Source organism: Mycobacterium sp., assembly GCF_047975165.1.
In the GTDB taxonomy this organism is placed as follows: domain Bacteria; phylum Actinomycetota; class Actinomycetes; order Mycobacteriales; family Mycobacteriaceae; genus Mycobacterium.
In genome coordinates this window covers 15,831-33,268 of record NZ_JBKECZ010000060.1, presented here as the reverse complement: position 1 = coordinate 33,268, position 17,438 = coordinate 15,831, and the positions used below count along the sequence as shown (strand labels likewise).

Genomic DNA, 17,438 nt, shown 5'->3' with positions numbered 1-17,438 from the left:
GGGCGGCGGTGGCACTGACTCTGCACCGAGGGCGCGAAAGTGCGAGTGGACTACGCCCTGAGTGCAGAGTGAACGTGCAGGAGCTACGCAGTGGCGCCGACCGGCCCCAGCCGCCACTGGCCACCGCCGAGCAATTCGAGCTGCCGCTGGTGGTGCTGCTCGACGGCGGGCCGGTGGCTCACGCTGACCACGATGCACTCCGGCAGCTCCGAGCGCACCAGCGAATACAGCGCAAATTCCAGACCCGGGTCCAGCGCCGAGGTGGCTTCATCGAGGAAGGCCGCCTTTGGCTTGGTGAGCAGGATGCGGGCGAAGGCGACGCGCTGCTGCTCACCCGGCGAGAGGACTTTGGCCCAATCCTCATCTTCGTCCAGCCGCTCGATGTGCGGGGCCAGCGCCACCTTCGTCAGCACGTCGTGCAACTCGGCATCGGCGATCTCGTCCGGCGAATTCGGGTAGCACACCACCGAACGCAGGTCGCCCAGCGGCACGTAGGGCAGTTGCGACAAGAACATGGTCTCGTTGTCGCCGCCGGGGCAGTGCAGGGACCCCGAGGAGAAGGGCCACAATTCGGCCAGGCTGCGCAGCAACGTCGTCTTGCCCGAACCGGACGGTCCGGTGACGACCAGCGAGCCGCCCGGCTCCAGCCGGACATCGAGTGGGTCGATCAGACTGTCGCCGTTGGGTTTACGTACCTCCACGTTGTGAATCTCCACCGAGCCGTCCACGCTCGGACTGATCAGCACCGACGGCAGCGCACGCCCCTGCTCGTTGGCGTCGACCAGCCCGTCCAACCGGATGATCGCCGCCCGGTAGGAGGCGAAAGAGTCGTAGGCATTACGGAAGAACGACAGCGAGTCGGAGATGTTGCCGAACGCCGACGCGGTCTGGGTTACGTCACCGAGGTTGATCTGCCCCTGGAACAGCCGCGGCGCCTGGATCGCCCACGGCAGCGGCACGATGGTCTGGCTGACCGTCAGGTTCCAGCCGTAGAAACCGATGCTGCGGTTGACGTAGCGCAGGTAGTTGTCGATGACCGGTTTGAAACGCTTTGACAGCTGGGCACGTTCGGCCCGCTCGCCTCGGTAGAAGCCGACGGCCTCGGCGGCGTCCCGCAACCGCACCAGCGCGTATCGGAAAGCGGCATTGAGCTTTTCATTGCGGAAGCTCAGCCAGATCAACGGACGGCCGATGACGAACGAGATGATGGTGGCCATCAGCACGTAGACGATCACCGTCCAGAACATCACCCGGGGGACCGAAACCCCCAGGACAGTCAGGGTGCCCGAGAGGTTCCACAGGATCGCGGCGAAGGAAATCACCGAGATCACCGACTGCACGGCGCCGAACAGCAGGATGCTGGCGGTCCCGTTGGCCGGCTGATTCGGCCCGTTGCCCGTTCCGGTGGTGAAGATGTCGATGTCCTGCTGGATCCGCTGGTCGGGATTGTCGATCGTGTTGTCGACGAACAGGTCGCGGTAGTAGGCCCTGCCGTCCAGCCAGTCGACGGTGAGGTGATCGGTCAGCCACACCCGCCAGGCCACGATGAAACGCTGGGTCAGATAGACGTCGGCCATCACTCGGGTCACATGCAGCACCGCCATGATGCTGAAGATGCCGATCGACATCCAAAACCCGTGCACACCAGACTGTTTGACAACGTCATCGTCGGATGCGATCCCCTGGACGGCGCTCTGCAACGCGGAATACATGTCGTTGCCCTGATAGCTGAACAACACGTTCAGGCGAACTGCGACCACCACCGAGAGCAACAGCACGCCCACCATCGCCCACACCCGGATGCTCCGGCGCCCGGTGAAGTACCCGCCGGTGATCCGCCAGAACTGACGGCCCCACGGTGTCAGGTAGCGGAGCGCAACCAGCACGGCAAACACGCAGACGGCACTGATCGCCCACGCCTTGGCCGTCCACCACAGCGAATCCGGCAGTGTGTGCGCCCAGTCGATTGAGGTCGTGAACGGCTTGGGGCCCACTGGTGTCGTCTCCTGACGGTCGAGGCGCTCTGAGCGGATGCGGAGCGGAAGTCCTTTGGGGAAGGTACCCGAAGCGTGTCGATAGGCTCCCGATATGAGCGACAAGACCGCCGCCGGGGCCTCGGCCGAACCACTGCACGCGGGCCGGCTGATCGCCCGCCGGCTCAAGGCCAGCGGTATCGACACCCTGTTCACGCTGTCCGGAGGCCATCTGTTTTCCCTCTACGACGGCTGTCGCGAGGAGGGAATCCGGCTCGTCGATACCCGGCACGAACAGGCCGCTGCCTTCGCCGCCGAGGGGTGGTCCAAGGTGACCCGGGTGCCCGGGGTCGCGGCACTGACAGCGGGACCGGGCGTCACGAACGGGATGAGCGCGATAGCCGCCGCGCAACAGAACCAGTCGCCCCTGGTGGTGCTGGGCGGGCGGGCACCGGCAGCGCGCTGGGGGATGGGCTCGCTGCAGGAGATCGACCATGTTCCGTTCGTGGCACCGCTGACCCGTTTCGCCGCTACCGCACAGTCGGCCGACGACGCGGGACGGCTGGTAGACCAGGCGTTGTGCGCGGCGGTCGGGGCACCGTCCGGCCCGGCGTTCGTCGACTTCCCGATGGACCACGTGTTCTCGTTGTCGCAGGATTCCGGCGCCCCCGGCGCCCTCACGGTGCCCCCGGCCGCCGTCACCGCCGATGCCGACGCGCTGGACACAGCTGCCGACCTGCTGTCACGAGCGCAGCGACCGGTCATCATGGCCGGCACCAATGTCTGGTGGGGCCGCGCGGAGTCGGCGCTGCTGCGGTTGGCCGAAGCGCGGCGAATCCCGGTATTGATGAACGGTATGGCCCGCGGCGCGGTGCCGGCCGATCACGCACTGGCCTTCTCCCGGGCACGGTCAAAAGCCCTGAAGGAGGCCGACGCCGCCCTGATCGTCGGGGTGCCGATGGACTTCCGGCTGGGCTTCGGCGGCGTGTTCGGCGAGCAGACGCAGCTTGTGGTGGTCGACCGCGTCCGCCCGGAACGTGACCATCCGCGGCGGGTTGCCGCCGAACTCTACGGCGACCTCACCGCAACCCTGACCGACCTGGCGGGAGTCGGCTCAGCCGATCACCGGGACTGGATCGACGAACTCCGCGGCACCGAGACGGCGACACGAAACCACGAACAAGCCGAACTGGCCGACGATAGGGCCCCGCTGCACCCGATGCGGATCTACGCCGAGCTCGCCCCGCTGTTGGAACGCGACGCGGTGGTCGTCATCGACGCCGGCGATTTCGGTTCCTACGCCGGGCGCGTCATCGACAGCTACCGGCCCGGGTGCTGGTTGGACAGCGGCCCCTTCGGCTGTCTGGGATCGGGTCCCGGCTATGCGCTGGCGGCCAAAATCGCGCATCCCGAGCGGCAAGTAGTGCTGCTTCAGGGCGACGGCGCGTTCGGGTTCAGCGCGATGGAATGGGACACCCTGGTCCGGCACAACGTGCCCGTCGTATCGGTGATCGGCAACAACGGCATCTGGGGCCTGGAGAAACACCCGATGGAGGCGCTTTACGGCTACTCCGTGGTGGCCGAACTACGGCCGGGTACCCGCTACGACGAGGTGGCACGCGCGCTGGGCGGTCACGGTGAGCTGGTGAGCGCACCCGATGAACTGCGCCCGGCCCTCGAAAGAGCCTTCGCCAGCGGCCTGCCGGCCGTCGTCAACGTATTGACCGATCCGAACGTCGCGTACCCGCGCCGATCCAATTTGGCCTGAGCCCGGTCGCGTACCGTTGGGCTGTGCCCAAGACCATCCGCTCCCAACCCGGCCGGCTGAGCAGCCGTTTCTGGCGTCTGCTCGGTGCCAGCACGGAAACGGACCGCGACCGCTCGCTGTCGGTGGTGACCGCTTCGGACGAATACGGCAAGGATGCCGCCGCCCTCAGTGACGACAAGCTGCGCAAGGCGTGCGGCCTGCTCGACCTCGGCAACCTCGCCGACTCCACCGACATCCCGCAGTTCCTGGCGATCGCCCGGGAAGCCGCCGAGCGGGCGACCGGCCTGCGTCCCTTCGACGTGCAACTGCTCGCCGCGCTGCGCATGCTGGCCGGCGACGTGATCGAAATGGCCACCGGCGAGGGCAAGACCCTGGCCGGCGCCATCGCGGCGGCGGGCTACGCGCTGGCCGGCCGGCACGTGCACGTGGTGACCATCAACGACTACCTGGCCCGCCGCGACGCGCAGTGGGTGGGACCGTTGATCGAGGCCATGGGCCTGACAGTCGGCTGGATCACCGGGGAGTCGACGAGCGAAGAGCGCCGGACGGCCTACGGCTGCGACGTAACCTACGCGTCGATCAACGAGATCGGCTTCGACGTGCTGCGCGACCAGCTGGTCACCGACGTCGACGACCTGGTCTCGCCCAACCCCGATGTCGCACTCATCGACGAGGCCGACTCCGTGCTGGTCGACGAGGCCCTCGTACCACTAGTACTGGCCGGTACCACCCACCGCGAGACGCCGCGCCTGGAGATCATCGAGCTGGTCGGCAGACTGAAGTCCGAGGCCGACTATGACACCGACTCCGACAGCCGCAACGTCCACCTGACCGAGGCCGGGGCGCGCAAGGTCGAGAAGGCTCTCGGCGGCATCGACCTGTATTCCGAGGAACACGTCGTCACCACGCTGACCGAGGTCAACGTGGCGCTGCACGCGCATGTGCTGCTGCAGCGCGACGTGCACTACATCGTGCGCGACGACGCGGTCCATCTGATCAACTCCTCGCGCGGCCGCATCGCGGCGTTGCAGCGCTGGCCGGACGGACTGCAGGCCGCGGTCGAGGCAAAAGAGGGTATCGAGACCACCGAGACCGGCGAGGTACTCGACACCATCACCATCCAGGCACTGGTCAACCGTTACTCGACCGTATGCGGCATGACCGGCACCGCGCTGGCCGCCGGCGAACAGTTGCGCCAGTTCTACAAACTGGGCGTCTCGCCGATTCCGCCGAACACCCCCAACGTCCGCGAGGACGAGCTCGACCGGGTCTATATCACCGCCGCAGCCAAGAACGATGCGATCGTCGAGCACATCGTGGAGGTGCACGAAACCGGGCAGCCCGTTCTGGTCGGAACCCACGACGTCGCCGAATCCGAGGATCTGCACGAGCGACTGACCCGTCGCGGCGCGACGGCAGTGCTGCTCAACGCCAAGAACGACGCCGAAGAGGCCCAGGTGATCGCCGAGGCGGGCAAATACGGCGTGGTCACCGTCTCGACCCAGATGGCCGGACGCGGCACCGACATCCGGCTCGGCGGGTCCGACGAGTCCGACCACGACAGGGTCGCCGAATTGGGCGGCCTGCACGTCGTCGGCACCGGCCGCCACCACACCGAGCGGCTGGACAATCAGCTGCGCGGGCGGGCGGGCCGCCAGGGTGACCCCGGCTCGTCGGTGTTCTTCTCCAGTTGGGAGGACGACGTCGTCGCGGCGAATCTCGATCCCAACAAGCTGCCCACCCAGACCGACGAGGATGGCCGGATGGTCAGCCCCAAGGCGGCGGGGCTGCTCGACCATGCCCAGCGGGTTGCCGAGGGCCGGATGCTGGATGTGCATGCGAACACCTGGCGGTACAACCAGTTGATCGCCCAGCAGCGCGCGATCATCGTAGAGCGCCGCAACACACTGCTGCGGACAGCGACCGCGCGGGAGGAACTCGAGGAACTGGCCCCCAAACGGTATGAGGAGTTGCTGGGCACGCTACCCGCCGACGATGCCGAATCCCGGCTGGAGAAGACCTGCCGGCTGATCATGCTCTACCACCTCGATCGCGGTTGGGCCGATCACCTGGCGTATCTGGCCGATATCCGGGAGAGCATCCACCTGCGCGCGCTCGGCCGGCAGAATCCACTCGATGAATTCCACCGGCTGGCAGTCGACGCGTTCGCGTCGCTGGCCGCCGACGCGATCGAGGCCGCCCAGCAAACCTTCGAAACCGCCGATGTCCTCGGGGAGGAGCAGGGGCTGGACCTGTCCAAGCTGGCCCGGCCGACCTCGACGTGGACCTACATGGTCAACGACAACCCGCTGTCGGACGACACCCTGTCCACGCTGAGCCTGCCGGGCGTATTCCGCTGAACCTGATCGTCGCACTAAGGTCACCGCTCATGGAGCCGACGCCCGCGCGGGACCGGGTGCTGACCGTGCCCAACGTGCTGAGCCTGCTGCGGCTGGCACTCATTCCGGTGTTCGTTTATCTGCTATTGGTGTCGCATACCCACAGCTGGGCGGTCGCGATCCTGATGTTCAGCGGCGTGTCCGACTGGGCGGACGGCAAGATCGCCCGGGTCATGGGCCAGTCGTCGCGGCTCGGCGCGCTGCTCGACCCGGCGGTCGATCGCCTGTACATGATCACCGTCCCCATCGTGTTCGCGATGAGCGGGATGGCGCCCTGGTGGTTCGTCCTGACATTGCTGGCCCGGGACGCGGCCCTGGCGGCGACCCTGCCGCTGCTGCGCGGCCGGGGACTCTCGGCGCTGCCGGTCACCTACGTCGGCAAGGCGGCCACCTTCGCGCTGATGTCGGGCTTCCCGCTGGTGCTGCTGGGCCAGTACGACGCGCAGTGGAGTCGCGTCGTCGGAGCTTGCGGGTGGGCGTTTCTCATCTGGGGGCTGTATATGTACCTGTGGGCATTCGTGCTGTACATGGTGCAGATGGTCCTGGTGCTGCGGCGGATGCCCAGGGTGGGACACCCCCCGGTCACACCGGAGGCGGGCGAACGTGGATGAGCCGGATCGGATGCTCGGCGGATACGACCCCAACGCCGGATACCGCGCCGACACCACCGCCCGGCGGCAACACCTTCCGGTGCCGACGTTGTTGCGATCGCTGCTGTCCGAACACCTCGACCCCGGATATGCCATGGCAGCCGCGGAAAAGAAGCGGCGCAGCGAATCCGGAAATCCCCGGCGGGCGGTATCCGGCTGGTTGTGGCAGGCGTTGGCGGCAACCTTGGTGGCCGCCGTATTCGCCGCAGGCGTCGCCCAGGCCCGCTCGGTCGCCCCGGGCATGCGGTCGGCCCAGCAGTTGCTGGCCGCCAACGTGCGGTCCACCCAGGCCGGCGCCACCGCCCTTGCCCGGCAGCGCAGCACGCTGGCGGCAGAAGTCGACGAGGTCCAGCGGATCACCCTCGCCGGCGACGCAGAAGGCCGGCGACTGTTGAACCGCCTGGACACACTGGACCTGGCGGCGGCGGACACCGCGGTGACCGGCCCCGGCCTGACCCTGACGGTGACCGACCCGGGCGCCGGGCCTAATCTGTCGGACGCGTCCAAGCAGCGGGTGACCGGCAGCCAGCAGATCCTGCTCGATCGGGACCTGCAACTCGTCGTGAATTCGCTGTGGGCAAGCGGAGCCGAAGGCATTGCGGTCGACGGCGCACGCATCGGCCCCAACGTCACCATCCGGCAGGCCGGCGGTGCGATCCTGGTCGACAACAACCCGACGACCAGCCCGTACACCATTGTCGCGATCGGGCCGCCCCATTCGATGCGCGACGCGTTCGACCAGAGTCCCGGTCTGCGCCGGCTCAGGTTGCTGGAGAGCTCTTACGGCGTCGGTGTCAGCGTCGGCGTCGGCGACGGCCTGGCGCTGCCGGCCGGGGCGGTCCGGGACGTCAAATTCGCCAAACCGATCCAGCCGTAGTCGGAGAGATCCTGTGATAATCGTTGGACCGGAGGAGACGCTCGGGCCGACCCCGTGCAATGCGCCCGGGAAGCCAGGGAAGGGAAAAGCGCGCCCATGATCGGAATCGCCGCCCTTGCCGTCGGCATCGTGCTGGGCCTGCTGGTGCATCCCAGTGTTCCCGAGGCCATCCAGCCGTACCTGCCGATCGCCGTGGTCGCCGCGCTGGACGCCGTGTTCGGTGGGCTGCGGGCCTACCTGGAGGAAATTTTCGACCCGAAGGTCTTCGTGGTGTCCTTCGTGTTCAACGTCCTGGTTGCCGCCTTGATCGTCTACGTCGGCGACCAGCTGGGTGTCGGCACCCAGTTGTCCACCGCCATCATCGTCGTGCTGGGTATCCGAATATTCGGCAATACCGCGGCCTTGCGCCGACGGCTGTTCGGTGCCTGACGTTGAGGGGCCGGACGTGAGGGGGCCGGAGGGCGGCGACAGGGGAGACGCGGGTGGCACAGTGGGTGCAGGGGTGACCAACGCGAACGAGCGGACAGCGACACCCCACGGACGTCACAAGCAACCGCGCACCGGGCGCTCCAGAGTGGTGTTCGGGACGCTGGCGGTCCTGCTGTGCCTGGCGGCCGGGGTCGCCGTCGTCACCCAGGTTCGCCAGAACGAGTCCGGCGACTCCCTGGAAACCGCACGCCCGGCAGACCTATTGGTGCTGCTGGATTCGCTGCGGCAGCGGGAGGCGCTACTGAGCGGCGAAGTCACCGATCTGCGCAATACGCTCAACGCCTTGCAGGCGTCGGGCAACAGCGACCAGGCGGCGATCGAGAGCGCCCAGGCCAGGCTGGCCGCATTGTCCATCCTCGCCGGCGTGGTGGGTGCCACCGGGCCGGGTGTTCGGGTCACCATCGCCGACCCCGCTCCCGGGGTGGCGCCCGAGGTGATGCTGGACGTGATCAACGAGCTGCGGGCAGCGGGCGCCGAGGCGATCGAGATCGACGACGGGCACCAGTCCGTGCGCGTTGGGGTGGACACCTGGGTCACCGGCTCTCCCGGCGCGCTGACCATCGACGGCAAGCCGTTCGCGCCACCGTATTCGGTGTTGGCGATAGGCGATCCGCCCACGCTCGCGGCGGCGATGAACATTCCCGGTGGCGCCGAGGACAGCGTGAAGCGGGTCGGCGGAAAGATGTCCGCGCAGCAAGCCGACCGCATCGAGGTGACCACGTTGCGACAACCGAAAGCACGCCAATACGCTCAGCCGGTCAAGTGACGAACGGCATCGAACCGACGAGGACAGGACCACCGTGACCGAAATTCCGACCGATCTGCACTACACCGTCGAGCACGAGTGGGTTCGCCGCAGCGCAGACGACACCGTCCGGATCGGGATCACCGACTTCGCGCAGTCCGCACTCGGCGACGTCGTCTTCGTGCAGCTCCCCGATGTCGGCACCCAGGTCAGCGCTGGCGATTCCTTCGGTGAAGTCGAGTCGACCAAGTCGGTGTCCGACCTCTACGCGCCGGTCACCGGCAGGGTGTCGGCGATCAACGAAGACCTGGGCGGCAGCCCCGCACTGCTGAACTCCGATCCCTACGGCGCCGGCTGGCTGGCCGAACTGCAGGTCGACAGCGCTGAGGTGGCCGCTCTGGATTCGGCCATCGCGGGGCTTCTCGACGCACAGGCCTACCGGGACACATTGGCCGAATGACAATTGCTAAGGTCCGGGACGTGTTGCGGTACCGTCGACATACATACCGGCCAGTGAGGAGCAGCGGGTGACGGACATGGACTCAGCGAGCGGGCACGACCAGGGCGAGGAAGTCACGGTAGAAACGACCTCGGTCTTTCGCGCCGACTTCCTCAACGAACTGGACGCCCCGGCCCAGGCGGGCACTGAGAGCTCGGTATCGGGCGTCGAGGGACTTCCCGCGGGCTCGGCACTGCTGGTCGTCAAACGCGGACCCAACGCGGGTTCCCGCTTCCTGCTGGACCAGCCCATCACGTCGGCCGGCCGCCATCCTGACAGCGACATCTTCCTCGACGACGTCACCGTGAGTCGTCGCCACGCCGAATTCCGGCTGGACAGCGCCGAGTTCAACGTCGTCGACGTCGGAAGCCTCAACGGCACCTACGTCAACCGCGAACCGGTGGATTCGGCATTGCTGGCCAACGGCGACGAAGTCCAGATCGGCAAGTTCCGGCTGGTTTTCCTCACCGGCCCCAAAGGTGACGACGGGGGTTCCGGCACCGAGTGAGCGCACCCGATAGTCCGGCGCTCACCGGGATGTCCATCGGGGGGGTCCTGGATCTGCTGCGGCCGGACTTCCCCGACGTCACTATCTCCAAGATCCGATTCCTGGAAGCCGAGGGACTGGTGACCCCGCAGCGTGCGACTTCGGGATATCGGAGGTTCACCGCCTACGACTGTGCGCGGCTGCATTTCATCCTGACTGCGCAACGCGACCACTATCTGCCGTTGAAGGTGATCCGGGCTCAGCTGGACGCCCAGCCCTACGGGGAATTGCCGACGATCGGATCGCCCTACGGCGTCCCACGATTGGTTCCGCCGGCCGACGGCGACGGCGATGTCGCGAGTACCCGGGCAGCTGCGGTGGCGCCGACGAACGTGCGCCTCAGCAGGGAAGACCTTCTGCACCGCTCCGGGGTCGATGACGCACTGCTGACGGCCGTATTGAAGGCCGGGGTGATCACCACCGGTCCGGGCGGTTTCTTCGACGAGCACGCGGTGACGATCCTGCAATGCGCACGAGCACTGGCCGACTACGGGGTAGAGCCAAGACACATGCGGGCTTTCCGCTCGGCCGCGGATCGCCAGTCCGATCTGATAGCCCAGATCGCCGGGCCGATGGTCAAGACGGACAAGGCCGGCGCCCGCGATCGCGCCAATGAGGTGGCCCGGGAAGTCGCGGCGCTGGCAATCACGTTGCACACCTCGTTGATCAAGTCTGCCGTCCGCGATGTTCTGCACCGCTGAGGACTAGACTTCGGTCGGACACTGCGGCAGGTGCGGAGGGCAGACTCAGATGGGTGAAGTTCGCGTCGTCGGCATTCGCGTCGAACAGCCGCAGAACCAACCCGTGTTGTTGCTGCGAGAAACCGACGGTGACCGGTATCTACCGATCTGGATCGGGCAGTCCGAGGCCGCCGCGATTGCGCTGGAGCAGCAGGGGGTTGAGCCTCCCCGGCCGCTCACCCACGACTTGATCAGGGATCTTCTCGCCGCACTTGGCCATTCGCTCAAAGAGGTGCGGATCGTCGATCTGCAGGGCGGCACCTTCTACGCGGACTTGATTTTCGACCGGGACGTCAAGGTGTCGGCCCGGCCGTCGGACTCGGTGGCGATCGCCCTGCGGGTCAACGTGCCGATCTACGTTGAGGAGCCGGTGCTGGCCCAGGCCGGCCTGCTGATTCCCGACGAGGGAGACGAAGAGTCCGGCGGCGCGGTCCGCGAGGACGAGGTGGAGAAATTCAAGGAGTTTCTCGACAATATCTCCCCCGACGACTTCAAGGCGACCTAGCGGGTTGCGGGCTGGGGCGGCGGGTGCCGGGTGTACCCGCGGAACGTCACGAATGCGTCTCATATCACACAACGGATTGTCGACACGCCCCGCGGTTGCCGGCCGCTGTTGCCGGCGCCCGCCATACTTTGGTGACGAGTTGATGACCGGCCCGGGAAATCACAGCCAGCCAGCAGCGTATGCTCTCTACCACTCGGGCCTGAAGTTCTGCGGCTGTTGAGGCAGCCACTGACGCGGCTTTGACAACAGCCCGATCGGCGAGAGGAAGCACCGTGAGCGAGCAGCCACGCCAAGGAGAGCTGGATCTTGCCGCCCCTGCGGGCCCCACCTCCCGCCACGGTGATGCCGCCGCCAATCAAGTCCCGAATCAACCGGTACAACCTGGTCTTTTCCCCAACGACTCGGTACCCGACGAGCTGGTGGGCTACCGGGGTCCGAGCGCATGCCAGATCTCCGGGATCACCTACCGGCAGTTGGACTACTGGGCGCGCACGTCGCTGGTGGTGCCGTCGATCCGCGGCGCGGCGGGTTCGGGTAGCCAGCGCCTTTACTCGTTCAAGGACATTCTGGTCCTCAAGATCGTCAAGCGGCTGTTGGACACCGGTATCTCGCTGCACAACATCCGCGTCGCCGTGGACCACCTGCGGCAGCGTGGCGTAGAAGACCTGGCCAATATCACCCTGTTCTCCGATGGCACCAGCGTCTACGAATGCACGTCGGCCGAGGAGGTCGTCGATTTGCTGCAGGGCGGCCAGGGAGTGTTCGGTATCGCCGTCTCCGGAGCCATGCGGGAACTGACCGGTGTCATCGCGGACTTCCCCGGTGAGCGCGCGGACGGCGGCGAGTCGATCGTCGCCCCCGAGGACGAACTGGCCTCCCGGCGCAAGCATCGCGACCGCAAGATCGGCTGATGCTCGGCGCTTGGCCGCTGCGCCATGCGCCCGGCGCCCGGCGCCCGGCGCCCGGCGCCGGCAGCGGTGCCTCATTCAGGTTGACAGGTTCCGCGGGCTGGACGCGAAACCTGGATATCGATTGTGAACACAGGGCTTTCACTGTGAACACAGGGCGGGATTTCAGGTGGATTTCCCGCCCACGATTCACAGTCGACGCCCATCGGTGCGCTGCGTCGGAATACCTCACCCATCAACCTCTCAAGCAGCCGCTGGCCAAGTGAGGACAGGGGAGAGGGCCCTCGCCCGGTGCCGCCTAGGATTTCACCCATGCCCGACCGTTTCACCTTCGCAGACCGGCATATCGGCCTCGACGAAGACACCGTGGCCACCATGCTTGCGGTCATCGGTGTCGACTCACTCGACGAGCTGGCCACCACAGCGCTCCCGCCGGAAATCCGCGATGAACTCGGCCCGTCCGGTGTGGCTCCCGGCCTGGACCGACTGCCACCGGCCGCGACCGAGGCCGAGGCGCTGGCCGAACTGCGCACCGCGGCCGCCGCCAATACCGTCGCGGTGTCGATGATCGGGCAGGGCTACTACGACACGCTCACCCCACCGGTGCTGATCCGCAGCATCATGGAAAACCCCGCCTGGTACACCGCCTATACGCCGTATCAGCCCGAGATCAGCCAGGGCCGCCTGGAGGCGCTGCTGAACTTTCAGACCATGATCACCGATCTCACCGGCCTGGAGATCGCCAATGCGTCGATGCTCGACGAGGGCACCGCGGCCGCCGAGGCGATGACCCTGATGCACCGGGCATCGCGGGGGGCCGGAGAGCGGCTGGCCGTGGACGCCGACGTCTTCGGCCAGACCGCGGCGATCCTGGCCACCCGCGCCCGGCCGTTGGGGATCGAGATCGTCACCGCCGATCTTCGCGACGGCCTGCCCGAGGGGGATTTCTTCGGGGCGATCGTCCAGCTGCCCGGCGCCAGTGGTCGGATCATCGACTGGGGCGCCCTGGTCGAGCAGGCTCACGACCGTGGCGCGCTGGTCGCCATCGGGGCCGACCTGCTGGCGCTGACGCTGATCGCACCCCCCGGCGAGATCGGCGCGGACGTCGCCTTCGGCAGCACCCAACGTTTCGGTGTGCCAATGGGATTCGGTGGCCCGCACGCCGGGTACCTTGCCGTGCATGCCGGCCACGCCCGCCAGTTGCCCGGGCGTCTGGTCGGGGTGTCGGTCGACAGCGACGGCACACCCGCCTACCGGCTGGCGCTGCAGACCCGCGAGCAGCACATCCGCCGCGACAAGGCGACCAGCAACATCTGCACCGCGCAGGTTCTGCTGGCGGTGATGGCCGCCATGTATGCCGGCTACCACGGCGCCGAAGGGCTCACCCGGATCGCCCGACGGGTGCATTCGCACGCCGAGGCCATTGCCGGCACCCTGGGTGATGCCGTTGTCCACGACACCTACTTCGACACCGTGCTGGCGCGGGTGCCCGGCCGGGCCGACGAGGTGGTCGCCGCCGCCAGGGCCGGCGGTGTCAATCTGTGGCGGGTGGACGCCGACCACGTGTCGGTGGCCTGCGACGAAGCCACCACCCCGGCGCATGTCACGGCCGTCCTGGACGCGTTCGGTCTCCCGGAAGCGTCTCCGAGACAAGTGGACATCGCAACGCGGACAACGCAATTCCTCACTCATCCGGCGTTCACCCGGTATCGCACCGAAACCTCGATGATGCGCTACCTGCGGACCCTGTCCGACAAGGACATCGCCCTGGACCGGAGCATGATCCCGCTGGGCTCCTGCACCATGAAACTCAACGCCGCCGCCGAGATGGAGTCGATCACCTGGCCGGAATTCGGCCGTCAGCACCCGTTCGCCCCGGCTTCCGATACCGCGGGGCTGCGCAAACTCATCGCCGACCTGGAGTCGTGGCTGGTGGCCATCACCGGGTACGACGCCGTTTCGCTGCAACCCAACGCGGGCTCACAGGGCGAATACGCGGGCCTGCTCGCCATCCACGGCTACCACGCGAGCCAGGGTGAGCCGCACCGGGACATCTGTCTCATCCCGTCCAGCGCGCACGGCACCAATGCCGCATCGGCCGCGTTGGCGGGCATGCGAGTCGTGGTCGTCGGCTGTCACGACAACGGCGACGTCGACCTCGATGACCTGCGCGCCAAGGTCGTCGAGCACGGCGAGCACCTGGCGGCGCTGATGGTCACCTACCCGTCCACCCACGGCGTCTACGAGCACGACATCGCCGACATCTGCGCCGCCGTCCACGACGCGGGCGGCCAGGTCTATGTCGACGGCGCCAACCTCAACGCGCTGGTCGGGCTGGCTCGGCCCGGCAGGTTCGGCGGCGACGTCAGCCATTTGAATCTGCACAAGACGTTCTGTATCCCGCACGGCGGGGGTGGCCCGGGGGTGGGGCCGGTGGCGGTCCGCGCGCATCTTGCCCGATTCCTGCCGGGGCATCCGTACGCCCCCGAGTTGCCGCAGGGATCCCCGGTGTCGGCGGCGCCCTACGGGTCGGCCTCGATCCTGCCGATCAGTTGGGCATTCATCCGGATGATGGGCGCGGACGGCCTGCGGGCCGCGTCGCTGACGGCGATCGCGTCCGCAAACTACATCGCCCGCCGCCTCGACGAGTACTTCCCGGTGCTCTACACCGGCGAGAACGGCATGGTCGCCCACGAGTGCATCCTGGACCTGCGGGGTATCACCAAGACAACCGGGGTGACCGTCGATGACGTCGCAAAGCGCCTGGCGGACTACGGTTTTCACGCGCCGACCATGAGTTTCCCGGTAGCCGGCACCCTGATGGTCGAACCCACCGAAAGTGAAAGCCTCGCCGAAATCGACGCGTTCTGCGAGGCCATGATCGGTATCCGGGCCGAGATCGACCGGGTCGGCTCGGGGGAGTGGCCGGTGGAGGACAACCCCTTACGCGGCGCACCGCACACCGCCGAATGTCTGCTGACCGCCGAGTGGAACCACCCGTACACCCGCGAACAGGCCGCGTACCCGCTGGGCAAGACGCACCGCGCCAAGGTCTGGCCGGCGGTGCGGCGCATCGACGGCGCCCACGGCGATCGCAACCTGGTGTGCACGTGCCCGCCTATCGAGGCGTTCGCCTAGATTCCGGCGGAGTCGGCAGCGTTTCGCCGCCCGGGCCGGGGGAGCCTCAGGCGCCGGATCAGCTCAAGAAATTGTTCACCGCACCGGCCAGCTCGGGGGACGCCGACGTCGAAAGGTTCTGGTAGCTGCCACCGCTGAGCTGGGCGACGGCCTCCCAGGTGGCCCGGTCCGGATCATCGCCGAAGTCGATGACGTTGACCGCGATCGGCTTGGCCGGGTCGGCGTTGGCCTTGATGAAATCCTGCAGCCCCGCCCCGTCCAGCGTGCGATCGGTGTGCGGCCCGGCCGTGATGACCAGGATCGAATTCGCTTGCCCGGACCGGTAGCCGGCCTGCACATTCTCATAGATCATGCGCAACGTGGTGAACGACACCGCCCCGCCGTCCGACGCGTACTGCCTGTCCAGTGCCGCCAGCAGCACCTCCGAGCGCTGTCGGCCGTCTACGTCGTCGGCCAGCGGCCCGGCGGTGACCTCGGTGCGCCCTTCGTGGCCGTCGAAGGTCCACAGCCCGACCACCGCCGTCGGCGGTAGCACCTTGATTCTGCTGTCCAGTGCCGAGACGACATTGGCCAGCCGCGTCCGCCCGCCTCCGTCATCTGTGGGCAGCGACTGGTCGAGCATGATCGTCACCGCCGCCCCCGCGGAGGGGCTGGCCAGGATGTCGGCCAGGGCCGTCCGCTCGGCTTCGTCGCCCACCGACAAAGTCTCTGGCAATGCCTCGAAATTGGTGACCGGACTGGTCGGCGGCTCGATGCCGCTCACCCGGAATCCCGCCGCGGCCAGCTTGGCCAGCTGCTCGGGCTTGTGCATGAACCTGGAGAACGTACTGGCCGCGGTCGTCTGCTCCTCCGACAGCCACGGCCCGCCGAGCAGAACCGTCGGGTAGTCGGCGACCGGGACCGGCCCCGGCGGTATCCACGACGTCAGCTTCTTGTCGGCTTCTTTGGTCGACCGGCCGCGCTGGAACAGTTGCTGCTCGGTGGTGATCACGGCGTGCACCGGTGCGGCTGCCAGCTTGTCGGCGTCGACGCCCGGCCGCAGCAGCGTGTTCATCGCCTCGGTCAGGGAGTCGTCGGTGAGTTCGGGTTGTGCGCCCATCAGGGTGTGCACAGCGCCGACACCGGCTGTCGGGGGTTCTCCCGACGGCGCCGACGCCGCCGCAACCGCCTCCCCGGCCAGGAGCACCGCGTCACCGTTGCCGGCAACGGGCATCGCGAGCCGAAGCGAACCCCAGGCGGGGTGGTTCAACGCAGCCATCGAGTTCGGGTTCGATTGCAGACCGGGCAGTGAGTCCCAGGTTTGATTCTCCAGCACCTGCTCGAACTCGGGGGGCAGAGCCAGCAATACCGGGGAGGTCACCAGCGATCGGCTGTCCACGATGGTTTCGCGGCCCGCCGCCGCGGACAACCGCGCCGCCGAGATCGAACTCCCCGGAATCCACAGTCCCGGCCGGTTTCCGAGCTCCGCCGGCCACGTTCCGATGAGGCCGCCGATGACGGCGTCGGTTCCGGCGGAGCCGACCGTCACCGCCACACAGCGGTCCCCGATAGGCCCGGCCTGGGCGTTGAATCTGTCGGCAAGCTCTTTGACCTGGTCGACAATCGATGCGTCGGCGAGCACCGCGACCGAGTCGTCGCCGCCGATGCAGCGCGCCGCCGCGCTGTGCGAACGGTCGGACAGTGCTTCGCCGAAGAACCGCCACAGGATCACAACGGCGACCACCGCAACCACAGCGGCCAGCGCCACGATCACGCCGATACTCACGCCGCGGCGGCCACCGGCGCTGCGATGCCCGCCCACCCAGTCGCCGAGGCTGCGGTGCCCCGCGCGCGACGCCTCGGGCGGGTTCGGTGCGGCGCCCTCCCACGGGGACGGTGCGAAGTCAGCGGGGGGCGGTGCGAAGTCAGCGGGGGGCGGTGCGAAGTCAGCGGGGGGTGGTGCGAAGTCAGCGGGGGGCGGTGCGAAGTCGGGATAGCCGCCGGGCGCCCAGTGATCGTCGGCCGGCTCGCGCTGCCATCGTTGCCCGGCGACCTCGTGCCCTTCGGCGACCTCGTGCCCGGCGGGCTCGTGCCCTTCGGCGACCTCGTGCCCGGCGGGCTCGTGCCCTTCGGCGACCTCGTGCCCGGCGGGCTCCGGATCCCGGTCGGGGACGAACTCGTCGGGGTCCGGCCTGCTATGCCTACCCATACCGGTACCTAG

Annotated in this window: 14 protein-coding genes; 12 read left to right on the top strand and 2 right to left on the bottom strand. The window is 67.7% G+C overall.

What is annotated here, in order from left to right:
- Positions 1-83: 83 nt before the first annotated feature.
- On the bottom strand, positions 84-1,994 hold the full coding sequence (locus ACK5M9_RS06725; protein ID WP_416892403.1) for an ABC transporter ATP-binding protein/permease: 1,911 nt from the start codon (positions 1,992-1,994) through the stop codon (positions 84-86).
- Positions 1,995-2,088: 94 nt separating this feature from the next.
- Between ACK5M9_RS06725 and ACK5M9_RS06720 the strand changes: the two genes are divergently transcribed.
- The 12 genes from ACK5M9_RS06720 (at position 2,089) to gcvP (ending at position 15,238) form a co-directional block, all read left to right on the top strand.
- On the top strand, positions 2,089-3,741 hold the full coding sequence (locus tag ACK5M9_RS06720; protein WP_416892402.1) for an acetolactate synthase: 1,653 nt from the start codon (positions 2,089-2,091) through the stop codon (positions 3,739-3,741).
- Between the two features lie 23 nt (positions 3,742-3,764).
- Positions 3,765-6,101, top strand: coding sequence for an accessory Sec system translocase SecA2 (secA2, locus tag ACK5M9_RS06715; RefSeq protein WP_416892401.1), 2,337 nt, complete (start codon positions 3,765-3,767; stop codon positions 6,099-6,101).
- A 29-nt stretch (positions 6,102-6,130) separates the two neighbouring features.
- Positions 6,131-6,751, top strand: a complete 621-nt coding sequence (locus ACK5M9_RS06710) for a CDP-alcohol phosphatidyltransferase family protein (RefSeq protein WP_416892400.1) — start codon at positions 6,131-6,133, stop codon at positions 6,749-6,751.
- Positions 6,744-7,667, top strand: coding sequence for a DUF881 domain-containing protein (locus ACK5M9_RS06705; RefSeq protein ID WP_416892399.1), 924 nt, complete (start codon positions 6,744-6,746; stop codon positions 7,665-7,667). Before ACK5M9_RS06710 ends, ACK5M9_RS06705 begins: the two co-directional genes overlap by 8 nt.
- Positions 7,668-7,763: 96 nt before the next feature.
- The gene (locus ACK5M9_RS06700) at positions 7,764-8,096 is read left to right on the top strand and encodes a small basic family protein (RefSeq protein ID WP_416892398.1); all 333 of its coding nucleotides are present in this window, start codon (positions 7,764-7,766) and stop codon (positions 8,094-8,096) included.
- A gap of 73 nt (positions 8,097-8,169) precedes the next feature.
- Entirely contained in the window at positions 8,170-8,922 is a 753-nt protein-coding gene (locus ACK5M9_RS06695; protein ID WP_416892397.1) for a DUF881 domain-containing protein, read from the top strand.
- 34 nt (positions 8,923-8,956) lie between these two features.
- Positions 8,957-9,361: a glycine cleavage system protein GcvH gene (gcvH, locus tag ACK5M9_RS06690; RefSeq protein WP_416892396.1), complete on the top strand. Its 405-nt coding sequence runs from the start codon at positions 8,957-8,959 to the stop codon at positions 9,359-9,361.
- Between the two features lie 76 nt (positions 9,362-9,437).
- Positions 9,438-9,908, top strand: a complete 471-nt coding sequence (gene garA, locus ACK5M9_RS06685) for a glycogen accumulation regulator GarA (RefSeq protein ID WP_416892405.1) — start codon at positions 9,438-9,440, stop codon at positions 9,906-9,908.
- Positions 9,905-10,648, top strand: coding sequence for a MerR family transcriptional regulator (locus ACK5M9_RS06680; protein WP_416892395.1), 744 nt, complete (start codon positions 9,905-9,907; stop codon positions 10,646-10,648). The genes garA and ACK5M9_RS06680 overlap by 4 nt, the downstream gene beginning before the upstream one ends.
- 49 nt (positions 10,649-10,697) lie before the next feature.
- Positions 10,698-11,192: a bifunctional nuclease family protein gene (locus ACK5M9_RS06675; protein ID WP_416892394.1), complete on the top strand. Its 495-nt coding sequence runs from the start codon at positions 10,698-10,700 to the stop codon at positions 11,190-11,192.
- 272 nt (positions 11,193-11,464) lie between these two features.
- Positions 11,465-12,103 (top strand): MerR family transcriptional regulator, encoded by a 639-nt coding sequence (locus ACK5M9_RS06670; RefSeq protein ID WP_416892393.1) that lies wholly within the window; start codon positions 11,465-11,467, stop codon positions 12,101-12,103.
- Positions 12,104-12,412: 309 nt separating this feature from the next.
- Positions 12,413-15,238: an aminomethyl-transferring glycine dehydrogenase gene (gcvP, locus tag ACK5M9_RS06665; RefSeq protein ID WP_416892392.1), complete on the top strand. Its 2,826-nt coding sequence runs from the start codon at positions 12,413-12,415 to the stop codon at positions 15,236-15,238.
- Between the two features lie 58 nt (positions 15,239-15,296).
- Here gcvP and ACK5M9_RS06660 read toward each other — a convergent pair whose 3' ends face one another.
- Positions 15,297-17,426, bottom strand: coding sequence for a substrate-binding domain-containing protein (locus ACK5M9_RS06660; RefSeq protein WP_416892391.1), 2,130 nt, complete (start codon positions 17,424-17,426; stop codon positions 15,297-15,299).
- Between the last annotated feature and the right edge of the window lie 12 nt (positions 17,427-17,438).

Coding starts and splice junctions, on each gene's coding strand:
- gcvP (WP_416892392.1), top strand. CDS start 12,413: ATGCCCGACCGTTTCACCTTCGCAGACCGGCATATCGGCCTCGACGAA.
- ACK5M9_RS06710 (WP_416892400.1), top strand. CDS start 6,131: ATGGAGCCGACGCCCGCGCGGGACCGGGTGCTGACCGTGCCCAACGTG.
- ACK5M9_RS06720 (WP_416892402.1), top strand. CDS start 2,089: ATGAGCGACAAGACCGCCGCCGGGGCCTCGGCCGAACCACTGCACGCG.
- garA (WP_416892405.1), top strand. CDS start 9,438: ATGGACTCAGCGAGCGGGCACGACCAGGGCGAGGAAGTCACGGTAGAA.
- ACK5M9_RS06700 (WP_416892398.1), top strand. CDS start 7,764: ATGATCGGAATCGCCGCCCTTGCCGTCGGCATCGTGCTGGGCCTGCTG.
- ACK5M9_RS06675 (WP_416892394.1), top strand. CDS start 10,698: ATGGGTGAAGTTCGCGTCGTCGGCATTCGCGTCGAACAGCCGCAGAAC.
- ACK5M9_RS06660 (WP_416892391.1), bottom strand. CDS start 17,426: ATGGGTAGGCATAGCAGGCCGGACCCCGACGAGTTCGTCCCCGACCGG.